Source organism: Streptomyces sp. NPDC102514, assembly GCF_055584525.1.
In genome coordinates, this window is sequence record NZ_JBVJLW010000012.1 from 190,566 (window position 1) to 204,541 (window position 13,976).

Here is a 13,976-nt window from a genome sequence, read left to right on the forward strand (position 1 = left end):
GAGACGCTCGTGCAATGGATCATGGTCGTACCCCTCAAAGCCCTTGCGCGGGCGAAGAGCAGGCTCTCGGACACCGCGGCCGACGGTCTGCGCCCCGGGCTCGCCCTCGCCTTCGCACAGGACACGGTGGCCGCGGCGCTGGCCTGCCCGGAAGTCGCGGATGTGGCCGTAGTCACGGGCGACGCGCTGGCCGGACGCGAGCTGGCCGCCCTGGGTGCCCGGATCGTCCCGGACGAGCCCGGGGGCGGCCTGAACGCCGCGCTGCGGCACGCGGAGGCGGTCGTACGCATCGCGAACCCGCACACACCGCTGGCCGCCATGAACGCGGATCTGCCCGCTCTGCGGCCTCTCGAATTGGCCCGGGTGCTCACGGCCGCCGCCGAATTCCCCCGGGCTTTCCTCGCGGACGCCGCCGGAATCGGCACCACTCTCCTGGCCGCGTCCCCGGGCCACGAATTGCTTCCCGCTTTCGGAACGGATTCCCGCGCGCGCCATCGCGCCTCGGGCGCCGCGGAACTCCTCCTGACCGCGGTGGATTCCGTACGCCAGGACGTGGACACGGGCGCGGACCTCCGAGCGGCATTGACACTGGGCACAGGCCCCCGCACGACAGCAGCCGCCCAACACCTCAAAGCAGCCTGAGCCCCGATAGGGGCGCGGGGCTGTGACATTTTGCGGCTCCGCCGCGGAGCGCGACAAGCCCCCAGCGCCGCCCCAAAGGGGCGCGGGGAACTGCGCGACAAGCCCCCACCAGCCCGCACGCACCCACCAACCCCGGAAACCCCACCCCTCCCCCGGCAGGGAAACCGCATACCCTTCCCCCATGCAGGCGACCGCGTACACATACGACCCAGAGACCCGCACGGGCCAGGTGCTGCTGGACGACGGCACCCCCGTCCCCTTCGACGCCCCGGCCTTCGACAAGGGCGGCCTGAGACTGCTCCGTCCGGGCCAGCGCGTACGGATCGAGGTCGAGGGCGACGACAACCGCCACATCACCCTGGTGACCCTGCAGACCTTCTGAGGCAAACCCACAGCATCCGCAAACGCCGCGGGCCGGGCTCCCCCGTGGGAGCCCGGCCCGGCGCGTTTATGCCCTGCGCCCCTGTCTACCTGCGGGCGGTGGCCTTCTTGGCGGTGGTGGTCGTACGGGCCGCCGACTTCTTGGCCGGCGCCTTCTTGGCCGCGGCCTTCTTCGCGGGGGCCTTCTTCGCCGCCGCCTTCTTCGCGGTGGTCTTCTTGGCCGCCGCCGAGGTCTTCTTCGCGGTCGCCGACGTCTTCTTGGCGGTCGCCTTCTTGGCCGTGGCGGTGGTCTTCTTCGCAGCCGCGGACGTGGTCTTCTTCGCCGCGGTCGCCTTCCGGGTCGTCGCCGCGGCCGTGGTCTTCTTCGCGGCCCCCGTCGCCTTCCTGGCGGTGGTGGCCTTCTTGGCCGCAGCCTTCTTGACCGTGGCGGAAGCGCCACCGCTCAGGCTGCCCTTGGGGGCCTTCTTGACCGCCACGTCGTTCTTGGGGAGCTTCTTCGAGCCGCTCACCAGGTCCTTGAAGCCCTGGCCCGCACGGAACCGGGGCACGGAGGTCTTCTTGACCCGAACCCGCTCTCCGGTCTGCGGGTTGCGGGCGTAACGGGCCGGACGGTCCACCTTCTCGAAGGAACCGAAGCCGGTGACCGAGACCCGGTCCCCGCCGACAACTGCACGCACCACGGCGTCCAGTACGGCGTCGACCGCGTCAGCGGCCTGCTGACGCCCGCCGACCTTGTCGGCAATCGCTTCTACGAGCTGCGCCTTGTTCACGTCTTCCCCTTCGGAGACATTGCCAGAACGAAAGTGTTCAAGCTTTTTCGCACGTTAGGCAGATATATACCGCAAATCAAACACGAAACGGGCTAATCACCCTTGTGCCGCAACGAACTGGGGCGCTGCCCAAGTTCCTCAGCGTTCCTCTTCGGGGATTCGGCCCTCGTCGAGGTCCGTCGTGAACCGCTCCAGACGCCTTGTCGCATCGGCGAGATCGTGTTTGGCCACGGCCGTAATGACCAGCAGCTTCCGGGTCAGCGCCATCCGTACGCCCTCCGGGACTTGCAGTGCGCGCACCGATGTGTGCGCTTCCTTGAGTTGGGACGCGACTGCCGCATAGAGGTCGAGTTGGCCGTCGTGTTCCATGCACAGATTGTGCCATCTGGGGCGAGTTGTCGCCTGCGCAGGGGGTAACTACCGCCTCCCGAGGGCCTTCCGCACACGTGCCCACCAGCCCCTGCCGGGGTTCGGCTACCCCAACAAGGCCCCTTGAAACAAGGGTAGTTGAGGCCAATCACAAAGGCCGGAACACCCCTTCCGGAGGCAGACACGGATGTACCCCCAACCGTCCACGATTGGGGGTACAGAGGCCTGTTGCCTGGCTGGAATCAGCCGTGCGGGTCCCGCTCCGGTCAGACCTGAACGGTCCGCGGCTTGTAGGAGGGCCGCTTGGCCTCGTACGTGGAGATGTCCGCCTCGTTCTGGAGGGTGATGGAGATGTCGTCCAGCCCGTTCAGCAGCCGCCAGCGGGCGTTCTCGTCGAGCTCGAAGGCGGCCGTGATGCCCTCGGCGCGCACCTCACGGGCCTCCAGGTCGACCGTGATCTCGGCCTCGGGGTCCTTCTCGGTGAGCTCCCAGAGCGCGTCCACGATCTTCTGCTCCAGAACCACTGTGAGCAGGCCGTTCTTCAGAGAGTTGCCGCGGAAGATGTCCGCGAAGCGCGACGAGATCACCGTCTTGAAGCCGTAGTTCTGCAGGGCCCAGACGGCGTGCTCGCGCGAGGATCCCGTGCCGAAGTCGGGGCCCGCGACCAGGACCGTGGCGCCCGCGCGCTCGGGCCGGTTGAGGATGAAGGACGAGTCCTTGCGCCAGGCCTCGAAGAGCCCGTCCTCGAAGCCGTCCCTGGTCACCTTCTTGAGCCAGTGGGCGGGGATGATCTGGTCGGTGTCCACGTTGCTGCGGCGCAGCGGGACCGCCCGGCCGGTGTGCTTGGTGAATGCTTCCATGGCTCTCAGACTCCAGCGGGCGTGCGGACGTCGGCGTCGGACAGGTCGGCGGGGGACGCCAGATGGCCCAGTACGGCCGTGGCGGCGGCGACCTGCGGCGACACCAGGTGCGTACGGCCGCCCTTGCCCTGCCTGCCCTCGAAGTTGCGGTTGGAGGTGGACGCGGAGCGCTCACCGGGGGCCAGCTGGTCGGGGTTCATGCCCAGACACATCGAGCAGCCCGCGTGCCGCCATTCGGCGCCGGCCTCCTTGAAGACCAGGTCGAGGCCCTCGGAGACGGCCTGCAGACCGACGCGCGCGGAGCCGGGGACGACCAGCATGCGTACGCCGTCGGCGACTTTGCGGCCTCCCACGATCTCCGCGGCGGCGCGCAGGTCCTCGATGCGGCCGTTGGTGCACGAACCTACGAAGACGGTGTCGACCTTGATGTCCCGCAGCGGCTGTCCGGCGGTCAACCCCATGTACTCCAGGGCCTTTTCGGCGGCGTACCGCTCCGAAGCGTCTTCGTACGAAGCAGGATCGGGGACGGCGGCCGAAAGCGGTGCTCCCTGGCCGGGGTTGGTGCCCCAGGTGACGAACGGCGCGAGGGAGGCGGCGTCGATGACGACCTCCGCGTCGAATTCGGCGTCGTCGTCCGACTTCAGGGTCTTCCAGTACGCGACGGCGGCGTCCCAGTCCTCGCCCTCGGGGGCGTGGGCGCGGCCCTCGATGTACGCGAAGGTGGTCTCGTCGGGGGCGATCATGCCCGCGCGGGCGCCGGCCTCGATCGACATGTTGCAGATGGTCATGCGGGCCTCCATCGAGAGTTTCTCGATGGCGGAGCCGCGGTATTCCAGGATGTAGCCCTGGCCGCCGCCCGTACCGATCTTGGTGATGATCGCCAGGATCAGGTCCTTGGCCGTGACGTCCTCGGGCAGGTCGCCGTCGACCGTGATGGCCATGGTCCTGGGGCGGGCCAGCGGCAGCGTCTGGGTGGCCAGCACGTGCTCGACCTGGGAGGTGCCGATGCCGAACGCGAGCGCGCCGAACGCGCCGTGCGTGGAGGTGTGGGAGTCACCGCACACGACCGTGGTGCCGGGCTGGGTCAGGCCCAGCTGCGGGCCGACGACGTGGACGACACCCTGCTCGACGTCGCCCAGCGAGTGCAGACGCACGCCGAAGTCGGCGCAGTTCTTGCGCAGCGTCTCCAGCTGGGCCCGGGAGACCGGGTCCGCGATGGGCTTGTCGATGTCGAGGGTGGGGGTGTTGTGGTCCTCGGTGGCGATGGTGAGGTCGAGCCGGCGCACGGGGCGCCCCGCCTGACGGAGGCCGTCGAAGGCCTGGGGGCTGGTCACCTCGTGCAGCAGGTGCAGATCGATGAAGAGAAGGTCGGGCTCGCCCTCCGCGCGCCGGACGACGTGGTCGTCCCAGACCTTCTCCGCGAGTGTCCTACCCATCGCTTTCCCTCCGGCCGGCCTGTGTGGCGCCGGCCCAACTAGAGATTTCCGGGGCGGCGGGCGCCCGTACCCCCCGTACCGGACGTCTTCCGCCAGGCCCGTCGGTCCACGGGCCGTGTACGTATCAGGGTGGCGCGTTCCACCGAAAATTGAACTTGCGTTTCACAGAGTGAGACGCGAGTATCGTTTCATGGACAACAGTAGCGGCGTCGGCGTTCTGGACAAGGCAGCCCTTGTCCTGAGCGCACTGGAGTCCGGTCCGGCCACCCTTGCGGGACTGGTCGCGGCGACCGGACTGGCACGGCCCACGGCACATCGCCTCGCCGTGGCACTTGAACACCACCGGATGGTGGCGCGCGACATGCAGGGCCGTTTCATTCTCGGCCCCCGGCTGGCCGAGCTGGCCGCGGCGGCGGGCGAGGACCGCCTCCTCGCGACGGCGGGCCCGGTGCTCACGCATCTGCGCGACATCACGGGCGAGAGCGCGCAGCTCTACCGCCGCCAGGGCGACATGCGTATCTGCGTCGCCGCGGCGGAGCGCCTGTCGGGCCTCAGGGACACGGTCCCGGTCGGCTCGACCCTCACGATGAAAGCCGGTTCCTCGGCCCAGATCCTGATGGCCTGGGAGGAGCCGGAGCGTCTGCACCGCGGCCTCCAGGGCGCCCGCTTCACGGCGACGGCCCTGTCGGGCGTACGGCGCCGGGGCTGGGCCCAGTCGATCGGCGAGCGGGAGCCGGGCGTCGCGTCCGTCTCCGCGCCGGTGCGCGGGCCCTCGAACCGCGTGGTCGCCGCCGTGTCGGTGTCGGGCCCGATCGAGCGGCTGACGCGCCACCCGGGCCGGATGCACGCCCAGGCGATCATCGACGCAGCCGCGCGGCTGTCCGAGGCACTGCGCCGCACCAGCTGAATCCCATCCTGTCGACCACCCCCCGGCCGATCGCTTCAACGCCGCAGCGAACGGCCAGGGTTGACGCCCTCACCTGTTGTCCTCGTCCGATGTCCTCAGGGCGCGCAGCACGAAAGAAGCCCTCCCCAAGCGGGGAGGGCTTCCTCTGTATGTACCCCCGACCGGATTCGAACCGGCGCTACTGCCGTGAGAGGGCAGCGTGCTAGGCCGCTACACAACGGGGGCGAGGATCACAAGTGATCCAGCTGGGCTACCAGGACTCGAACCTAGAACAACGGAACCAGAAACCGTCGTGTTGCCAATTACACCATAGCCCAATAGTGGTCTAGACCACTCCGTACCCCCGACCGGATTCGAACCGGCGCTACTGCCGTGAGAGGGCAGCGTGCTAGGCCGCTACACAACGGGGGCCCTAGCGATCCTGCATGAGAGTCAGCGGGTGCGACCCGGACTGACCCCCTGGGAAGGATCTGTACCCCCGACCGGATTCGAACCGGCGCTACCGCCTTGAGAGGGCGGCGTGCTAGGCCGCTACACAACGGGGGCCTTGCAGAGCTGGTCTCTGCTTGTGCAGATAAGCTCTGCGAGCTGGCCTACCAGGACTCGAACCTAGACTAACGGAACCAGAAACCGTCGTGCTGCCAATTACACCATAGGCCACTGAAACTCAACCCCATGGGGATTTTGTTTTAGCTTGCGCCTCCGGTCTCCGGCCTTTCGGCCCGCACTCCGGCGGCGCAGGAAGAACATTACCTGAAGGTGGACGGCGCTCCAAAACGGGTATCGGGCCGGAGGATCGCGGGGAGTTCGGCCAGCGAGACGATCCGCCGCGGGTGGGAGAGCCGATCCGCGGGCGGGCCCGGTGCGGCATCCGCAGCGGGGGGTGCGACCGCGCTCATGCCCGTGCGGTCGATCCAGACGGAGAACAGGCCGGCGTCGGCCGCGCCCCGCCCGTCGATCTCCGGATGGTCCCCGACGTACGCGACCTGGTGCGGGGGCAGGTCCAGGGCCTCGCAAGCCGTGTGGAAGGCCTCGGCCGCGGGTTTGGAGACGCCGAGTTCGGCCGCGCACAGCACCGATTCGAAGCGGTCCCGTACGCCGAGGACGCGCAGTTTGTGGTCCTGGACACGCAGGCTGGAGTTGGAGAGCACCGCGTGACGGTGGCTGCCCGCCAGGAGGTCGAGGACGGGCAGGACGTCCGGGAACAGCGCCCAGGCCCCTTCGTAGTGACCGAGATAACGGCCGAACCAGTCCTCCGCCTCCGCGTCGGTCAGCGGCCGGTCCAGGAAGGCCCGCACCCGGTCCCGGCGCCCGCCCTCCCAGTCCACCTCGCCCGCCGCGAACCGCGCCCACTGCTCGTCGGTGAGCTCGCGCCAGCGGTCCAGGGCCTGCTCCACGGAAGCGAATCCGCCGAGCAGCCCCTCAGCGGTCAAGTGCCCGCGCATACCGGCCCGGTCGGCCGTGGTGTAGTCGAAGAGGGTGTCGTCCACGTCCCACAGCACGGCTCGGATCGTCATGGTCCGACGGTACCTCCGGCGCCGTTCCCGGCGGACAGGGGGAAGGGGCGGCATCCCGTACGGATGCCGCCCCTTCCCCACGCGTCCGTCGTCGCCTACGCGGTCAGCTTCGCCAGGGCCGCGTCGATGCGCGCCAGCGACTTCTCCTTGCCCAGGATCTCCAGGGACTCGAAGAGGGGCAGGCCGATCGTGCGGCCGGTGACGGCGACACGGACCGGGGCCTGCGCCTTGCCCAGCTTCAGGCCGTGCGCCTCACCGGCGGCCAGGACGGCCTCCTTGAGGGCCTCGGCGGAGGTCCAGTCGGCGGATTCCAGCTTCTCGCGGGCCGTCGTGAGGAGAGCGTCGGAGCCGTCCTTCATCGCCTTCGTCCAGGACGCCTCGTCGACGGCCGGCTCCGGCAGGAACAGGAAGTCGACGTTGTCGGTGATCTCGGAGAGCACCTTCAGGCGGGTCTGGGCGTGCGGGGCGATCGCGTCCCACTTGGCCGGGTCGAAGCCCTCCGGCGCCCAGGGCGCGAAGGGGGCCTTCAGCCAGGGCGCGCAGCGCTCGGCGAACTCCTTGACGTCCAGGAGCCGGATGTGGTCCGCGTTGATGGCCTCGGCCTTCTTGAGGTCGAAGCGGGCCGGGTTGGGGTTCACGTCCGAGACGTCGAAGGCGGCGACCATCTCCTCGACGGAGAAGATGTCGCGGTCCGCCGAGAGCGACCAGCCCAGCAGGGACAGGTAGTTCAGCAGGCCCTCCGGGAGGAAGCCGCGCTCCCGGTAGAGGTTCAGCGAGGACTCGGGGTCGCGCTTGGAGAGCTTCTTGTTGCCCTCGCCCATCACATAGGGGAGGTGGCCGAAGGCCGGGGTCTCCTTGGCGATGCCCAGCTCGGTCAGCGCCTTGTAGAGGGCGATCTGACGCGGGGTGGAGGAGAGCAGGTCCTCGCCGCGCAGGACGTGGGTGATCTCCATCAGGGCGTCGTCGACCGGGTTGACCAGCGTGTAGAGCGGGGCGCCGTTGGCCCGGACGATGCCGTAGTCCGGCACGTTCTCCGGGAGGTAGGTGATCTCGCCGCGGACCAGGTCCGTGAAGGTGATCGCCTCGTCGGGCATGCGGAAACGGACGATGGGCTTGCGGCCCTCCGCCTCGTACGCGCTCTTCTGCTCGGCACTCAGGTCGCGGCAGTGGCCGTCGTAGCCGGACGGCTTGCCGGCGGCGCGGGCGGCGTCGCGGCGGGCGTCCAGCTCGGGGGTCGAGCAGTAGCAGTGGTAGGCGCGGCCGGCGTCCAGGAGCTTCTGCGCGACGTCCTTGTAGAGGTCCATGCGCTGCGACTGGCGGTACGGGGCGTGGGGGCCGCCGATCTCGGGGCCCTCGTCCCAGTCGAAGCCCAGCCAGCGCAGCGAGTCCAGGAGCTGCTCGTACGACTCCTCGGAGTCGCGGGCCGCGTCGGTGTCCTCGATACGGAAGACGAATGTGCCGCCGGTGTGGCGGGCGTACGCCCAGTTGAAGAGGGCCGTGCGGACCAGGCCCACGTGGGGGTTGCCGGTCGGGGAGGGACAGAAACGTACTCGGACGGCGGGGTCGGATGCGCTAGCCACGCTTGACAACCTTGTTGGTGAGAGTGCCGATGCCTTCGATGGTGACGGCGACCTCGTCGCCGGCACCGAGGGGGCCGACCCCGGCGGGGGTGCCCGTGAGGATGACGTCTCCGGGGAGCAGCGTCATGGCCTCGGTGATGTTGACGATCAGATCCTCGATGGAGTGGATCATCTCGCTGGTGCGGCCCAGCTGGCGCTGCTGGCCGTTGACCGTGCACTGGATGGTGAGGTCGGACGGGTCGAGGTCCGTCTCCACCCAGGGGCCGAGCGGGCAGGAGGAGTCGAAGCCCTTGGCCCTGGCCCACTGCTTCTCGCGCCGCTGGACGTCGCGCGCGGTGACGTCGTTGGCGCAGGTGTAGCCGAGGATCACGTCCTTGACACGTTCGCGCGGGACCTCACGGCACATCCGGCCGATGACCACGGCCAGCTCGGCCTCGTGGTGCAGTTCCTCGGTGAAGGAGGGGTACGCGATGTCGTCGCCGGAGCCGATCACCGAGGTGGAGGGCTTGAAGAAGGCGAACGGGGCGTCGGGCACCTCGCCGCCCATCTCCTTGGCGTGGTCCGCGTAGTTGCGGCCGAAGGCCACGACCTTGTTCGGGAGCACGGGCGGCAGGAGGCGGACCTTGCTCAGCGGGACCTTGGTCCCGGAGAGCTCGAAGTCGGCGAACGGGATGCCCTTGATGATGTCGAGCACGAGGCCGTCGGTCGATCCAGGAGGGCTCTCGCCCTCGACCGCACCGAACGCGACGTTGCCGTCGATGGAGAATCTGGCGATGCGCACGGTGTCCTTGCGCCCCTCACTGAGCTGGCCGGAGTCTGATGCTCCAGGCTAACGCGGCAAGGGGCGACCGCCTCGCGCATTACGGGCGAGGCCCACCGGGCCGGGGCCCGTCGGGGTGCGGTGACTACTCGGTGACGCCGGCCGCGACCGGGACGTCCATCAGGATCGTGCGGCGGGGGTTGGCGGTCTGCGCGGGGAGCTCGACGGCGTGCCCCTCCTGCTCCGGCGTACGCAGGTCCTCGGTGTCGTCGAGGTGCGCCAGGGTGGTGCGTCGCGGGTTGGCTATGTTGAGGAAGGTCATCGTCGTCTTCATCTGGGGTTACAGGCCCTGTTCCTTGGAGGCGCCGGCGGGTTCGGAAAACCGTCGCGTAGGCGCGGGTTGTCGGATTTGCCATCCCTGTAAAGCGTCAGGCTAAACATGCGCTTCCCTGTCGAAGCCGTGAAGACGCCGTGATCGTCGTGTGAGTTTCCTCACTTACTGCCGGGCATATGGGTCAATTGGGACCCCCGGCCTCGGGTCACCAAACGGGCATTACGCCACGGAAGACATCATTCCGCTCCTGATCATGGCGACTGGGACACCCCTTGCTCACGAAGGTCTCGTCCCTATGTGTCCGATATGGATGAGGTCACTTTCTACGTCTCGTGACGCTGCCCTCACAACGCGTCACGGAGGTCACAGCATGACCCATGGGCCTTGTTGGAGATCCGGCACTGTGCTGGAATTCCTCGGACCGCCGCAGGAACGACCCGGCGCGCAGGGGCGCAACGCAGCGCCGAGTGGCGGCGGGAAAGGGGAACCTGCGCCGGTCACTCACGACCACCACTGGGAGTGCTTTCAGGGCGCTCCCAAGACGCCGACACCGTCCCACCGTTCACGCGGAGGGGCGCCTGGTCCAGAGGTTGCGACGCTAGTGCAGGGACGTTTCAAGAGGGATGGCAGCGCTTCGGCGGAGCCGGAGCCGCAAGGCGGGACTGGCCCCAGGGCAGTCGGCTCCTCGCCCCAGCACGCCCAGAACCCGGGACCGGCGCAGGCCGGCAACAACGGTGACCGCTCCTCGCGGCCCGGTGCGCCCAAGGGCGCCCAGGGCAAGGGCGGTCCGAACGCGGCGAACGGTGCTCCCGGCACCCCGGCTCCCGCGCCGCCCAAGGCGAAGGCCCCCAGCGGCCCCGGCTCGCGAATAGCGCTGCGCAACTGGCGCATCTCCACGCGTCTGGTCTCGCTGCTCGCGCTGCCCGTGGTCGCGGCCACCTCGCTGGGCGCGCTGCGCATCAGCGACACGATGGACGAGATCCAGCAGCTCGAGAACATGAAGCTGCTGACCGACATGACCAAGCAGGCGACCGAGCTCGCCGCTGCGCTCCAGACGGAGCGCGACAGGTCGGCCGGTCCGCTCGCCAACGGCACCAAGGCCAGCGACGTCACGATCAAGGGCCTCCGCGACAAGACGGACCGTGCGCGTGCCAACTTCCTCGAAGGCACCCACGAGCTCGACGACGCGGACAACAACGAGAACCTCGACGGTGTCCGCGACAACGTGGTGGCCATCGCCACCCAGCTGAACACCCTCAACAAGGTCCGCAACAACGCCTTCCAGGACGAGGACAACTCGTCCCAGTCGGTCGAGGCGTACCACCGCCTCATCGAGCAGCTGCTCGGCCTCTCCCAGGACATGGCCGAGGCGACCAGCAACCCGGAGATGATCCAGCGCACGCGCGCCCTGGCGGCGTTCTCCACCGCCAAGGAGTACGCGTCCGTCCAGCGAGCGATCATCGCCGCGGCCCTGCCCGCCACGAACAAGACGTTCGGTGAACTCTCCCCGAACGACCGTCAGTACGGCCTCTCCGCCTTCGAGAACCAGAAGTTCGAACTCACGAGCTTCGCCAACATCTACGAGGGCAACGCCGACCAGCTCACCAAGCCGCTCGACGAGCCGAGCCCGACCATCAAGGACGCCGACGGCTATCTGTCGCGCGTCCTGCAGCGCAACAACGGTCTGCAGCTGCAGGCCAAGCGCTCGTACCTGGACTGGGTGGACGCCGACTCCGCCAAGATCCTGGAGATGTCGAAGATCGAGCTGACGCTCCTCAACCAGATGGAGCAGAAGGCCCGCGAGCTGCGCAACGAGGCCGAGCAGGAAGCGATCATCTCCGGTGCGCTGATCCTGCTGGTGCTCGGTGTCTCGCTGGTCGGCGCCTTCGTGGTGGCCCGCTCGATGATCCGCTCGCTGCGCCGGCTGCAGGACACCGCGACGAAGGTCGCCCAGGACCGACTGCCCGAGCTGGTCAAGCAGCTCTCCGAGTCCGACCCGCAGGACGTCGACACGTCCGTCGAGTCGGTCGGTGTGCACTCCAAGGACGAGATCGGCCAGGTGGCCGCGGCCTTCGACGACGTGCACCGCGAGGCTGTGCGACTCGCCGCCGAGCAGGCCCTCCTGCGAGGCAACGTCAACGCGATGTTCACGAACCTCTCGCGCCGTTCCCAGGGCCTCATCCAGCGTCAGCTCTCGCTCATCTCCGAACTGGAGTCCCGCGAGGCCGACCCGGACCAGCTGTCCTCCCTGTTCAAGCTCGACCACCTCGCGACCCGCATGCGCCGTAACGGTGAGAACCTCCTGGTCCTCGCCGGTGAAGAGCCCGGCCGCCGCTGGACCCGCCCGGTCCCGCTGGTCGACGTGCTCCGCGCCGCCGCGTCCGAGGTGGAGCAGTACGAGCGCATCGAACTCTCCTCGGTGCCCACCACCGAGGTCGCCGGCCGCGTGGTCAACGACCTCGTGCACCTGCTCGCCGAGCTGCTGGAGAACGCCACGTCGTTCTCCTCCCCGCAGACCAAGGTCAAGGTCACCGGTCACGCGCTGCCCGACGGCCGCGTACTGATCGAGATCCACGACACCGGCATCGGCCTCTCGCCCGAGGACCTCGCGGCGATCAACGAGCGGCTCGCCTCGCCGCCCACCGTGGACGTCTCGGTCTCGCGCCGCATGGGTCTGTTCGTGGTCGGTCGGCTGTCGCAGAGGCACGGCATCCGCATCCAGCTCCGCCCGTCCGACTCCGGTGGTACGACCGCGCTGGTCATGCTCCCGGTGGACGTCGCCCAGGGCGGCAAGAAGGTTCCGGGCAACAAGCAGGGCCAGGGCGCTCCCACCGTCGGCGGTCCGGCGGCGGCGCAGGCCGCGGCCGGTGTCGCGGCGGCCCGCCGGGGCGGTGCCGGCGGCGGTCCCGCCCTCGGCCAGGGTGCGCAGGGCCAGGGCAACGGGGGCCGGCTGAACCCGCCGCCGCAGCGCGGCCAGGTCGGAGCGGGTTCCGCACCGCGGGCCGCACTGCCCAGGCCCGAGGCGGGCGGCCGCCCGGGTGGACCGGGTGCGCAGGGCGGAAACCGCAACCAGCAGTCTCCGCAGCAGCCCCCGTATCCCCCGCAGGGCAGGCCGGCACCCGCGGGCGCCGGTGCCCAGCAGAGCTTCAACGGCTTCGGGAACAACTCCGGCGGCCAGCAGGACCTGTTCGGCGGCAACCGCCAGGACACCATGGGCGGCAACCGCGGCCCCGGTTCCTCGCAGCAGTCCCAGCAGCGGCCGGCCGGCAACGGCGACCAGGGCCGTCGCCCCCAGCAGCAGTCTCCGCAGCTGCCGCCCCGCGGCGGTCCGCGCGCCGAACTGCCGGGCGGCAACCCGCAGCCGCGGGTGCCCAGCTGGAGCGACGACAACGCGCAGCCGCCGGTGCCGCGTTCCGCGCAGGACGCCCCGCGCGGCCACGAGGAGCCGGACGTCACCTCGCAGATGCCGCGGATCGACGACCGGCAGGCCGGACCCGCGTCCACCGCCGAGTTCCAGCGGCCCGACTACGACGCCCCGCGTCCCGGCACGAACGCGCCGCAGGACAACGGACAGTTCGTCCGCACGGATGTGTTCGGTTCGCCGAACCACTCCGGTGCGGGGCACAACCCCCAGGCGGGTGGCCAGTACAACCGCCAGGACCCGGCCCAGTACGCCCCGAACGGCTACGACACCGGGACCAACGGCAACGGTCAGTACGCGGCGCCGGCCCAGCAGGACACCGGGCAGTTCCCGGCGCAGGGCTACAGCGAGGGTTACGGCGAGCGGCAGGACGGTGGCACCGGGCAGTTCGAACGGCCCGCCAACGGCAACCGCCCCTCGCAGCAGCGCCCGCAGTCGCGCCGCCGTCCCACGCTCCCCCCGGAGCCGGACAACAGGGCCGCGAACCAGCGGCCCGACGAGGTGCAGGCATCGAACGCCGGCTGGGAACTGCCGCCGGCGACGAGTCCCGGCGACGGGCGCACCCCGCTGTACGACACCCTGGAAACCAACTGGTTCAACCAGGCTCAGGGCGGCGACGGCGCCCAGAACGAGCAGACACCGCAGCAGCCCGCACAGGCTCCCGCGGCCCCGCAGCGTCCGGCAACCGCCGGCGCTTCCGCCTCCTCCTGGCGGACCACTCCCAATGACGAACTCGGCCGTCAGGCCGAGCGGGTACGCCAGCCCTCCGCGGGTGGCGTGACCGTCTCGGGTCTGCCGCGCCGGGTCCCCCGCGCGAACCTTGTCGCGGGAACGGCTCAGCAGCAGCAACAGCACCAAACCGGTCCGCAGGTCTCGCGTGCGCCCGATGACGTACGCGGACGGCTGACCAATCTTCGTAGGGGCATTCAGCAGGGGCGCCAGGCCGGTACCGGCCAGACCGGCAGCTTCCCCAGCCCCACTCACCAGCAGGAGCGTTAG

Annotated in this window: 12 protein-coding genes and 5 tRNA genes; 4 read left to right on the forward strand and 13 right to left on the reverse strand. The window is 69.6% G+C overall.

Going from position 1 to position 13,976, the window contains the following annotated elements:
* The first annotated feature begins 9 nt into the window (after positions 1–9).
* Positions 10–642, forward strand: coding sequence for a 2-phospho-L-lactate guanylyltransferase (cofC, locus tag ACZ60E_RS28380; RefSeq protein WP_453794622.1), 633 nt, complete (start codon positions 10–12; stop codon positions 640–642).
* Between the two features lie 181 nt (positions 643–823).
* Entirely contained in the window at positions 824–1,024 is a 201-nt protein-coding gene (locus tag ACZ60E_RS28385) for a hypothetical protein (protein ID WP_469444106.1), read from the forward strand.
* Between the two features lie 85 nt (positions 1,025–1,109).
* Here the strand turns inward: ACZ60E_RS28385 and ACZ60E_RS28390 are convergent, their stop codons facing one another.
* The 4 genes from ACZ60E_RS28390 to leuC form a co-directional block, all read right to left on the reverse strand.
* Complete coding sequence (locus ACZ60E_RS28390) at positions 1,110–1,793, reverse strand: HU family DNA-binding protein (protein WP_267027429.1); 684 nt, start codon at positions 1,791–1,793, stop codon at positions 1,110–1,112.
* A gap of 138 nt (positions 1,794–1,931) precedes the next feature.
* The gene (locus ACZ60E_RS28395) at positions 1,932–2,162 is read right to left on the reverse strand and encodes an SCO5555 family protein (RefSeq protein ID WP_107021933.1); all 231 of its coding nucleotides are present in this window, start codon (positions 2,160–2,162) and stop codon (positions 1,932–1,934) included.
* 266 nt (positions 2,163–2,428) lie between these two features.
* A complete protein-coding gene (leuD, locus tag ACZ60E_RS28400; protein WP_384811540.1) occupies positions 2,429–3,022 on the reverse strand; it encodes a 3-isopropylmalate dehydratase small subunit in 594 nt (197 codons plus the stop codon).
* A 5-nt stretch (positions 3,023–3,027) separates the two neighbouring features.
* Entirely contained in the window at positions 3,028–4,458 is a 1,431-nt protein-coding gene (gene leuC, locus ACZ60E_RS28405) for a 3-isopropylmalate dehydratase large subunit (RefSeq protein WP_453794624.1), read from the reverse strand.
* A gap of 190 nt (positions 4,459–4,648) precedes the next feature.
* Here leuC and ndgR point away from each other — a divergent pair, with 190 nt between their 5' ends.
* A complete protein-coding gene (ndgR, locus tag ACZ60E_RS28410; RefSeq protein ID WP_107021936.1) occupies positions 4,649–5,365 on the forward strand; it encodes an IclR family transcriptional regulator NdgR in 717 nt (238 codons plus the stop codon).
* Between the two features lie 152 nt (positions 5,366–5,517).
* Here the strand turns inward: ndgR and ACZ60E_RS28415 are convergent.
* The 9 genes from ACZ60E_RS28415 to ACZ60E_RS28455 all read right to left on the reverse strand — a co-directional run bounded on the left by ACZ60E_RS28415 (position 5,518) and on the right by ACZ60E_RS28455 (position 9,556).
* Positions 5,518–5,590, reverse strand: a tRNA-Glu gene (locus tag ACZ60E_RS28415).
* Between the two features lie 20 nt (positions 5,591–5,610).
* Positions 5,611–5,682 (reverse strand) — tRNA-Gln (locus ACZ60E_RS28420).
* Positions 5,683–5,703: 21 nt separating this feature from the next.
* Positions 5,704–5,776, reverse strand: a tRNA-Glu gene (locus ACZ60E_RS28425).
* A 62-nt stretch (positions 5,777–5,838) separates the two neighbouring features.
* Positions 5,839–5,911 (reverse strand) — tRNA-Glu (locus ACZ60E_RS28430).
* A 42-nt stretch (positions 5,912–5,953) separates the two neighbouring features.
* Positions 5,954–6,025, reverse strand: a tRNA-Gln gene (locus ACZ60E_RS28435).
* Between the two features lie 89 nt (positions 6,026–6,114).
* Complete coding sequence (locus tag ACZ60E_RS28440) at positions 6,115–6,882, reverse strand: HAD family hydrolase (RefSeq protein WP_453794625.1); 768 nt, start codon at positions 6,880–6,882, stop codon at positions 6,115–6,117.
* A gap of 95 nt (positions 6,883–6,977) precedes the next feature.
* A complete protein-coding gene (gene gltX / locus ACZ60E_RS28445) occupies positions 6,978–8,462 on the reverse strand; it encodes a glutamate--tRNA ligase (protein WP_469444109.1) in 1,485 nt (494 codons plus the stop codon).
* Positions 8,455–9,243 (reverse strand): fumarylacetoacetate hydrolase family protein, encoded by a 789-nt coding sequence (locus ACZ60E_RS28450; protein WP_469444111.1) that lies wholly within the window; start codon positions 9,241–9,243, stop codon positions 8,455–8,457. The genes gltX and ACZ60E_RS28450 overlap by 8 nt, the downstream gene beginning before the upstream one ends.
* Positions 9,244–9,367: 124 nt before the next feature.
* Positions 9,368–9,556 carry a hypothetical protein gene (locus tag ACZ60E_RS28455; RefSeq protein ID WP_469444112.1) on the reverse strand — a complete coding sequence of 63 codons (189 nt, stop codon included), beginning with the start codon at positions 9,554–9,556 and terminating at the stop codon, positions 9,368–9,370.
* A gap of 601 nt (positions 9,557–10,157) precedes the next feature.
* Here ACZ60E_RS28455 and ACZ60E_RS28460 point away from each other — a divergent pair.
* The gene (locus tag ACZ60E_RS28460; RefSeq protein ID WP_469444114.1) at positions 10,158–13,976 is read left to right on the forward strand and encodes a sensor histidine kinase; all 3,819 of its coding nucleotides are present in this window, start codon (positions 10,158–10,160) and stop codon (positions 13,974–13,976) included.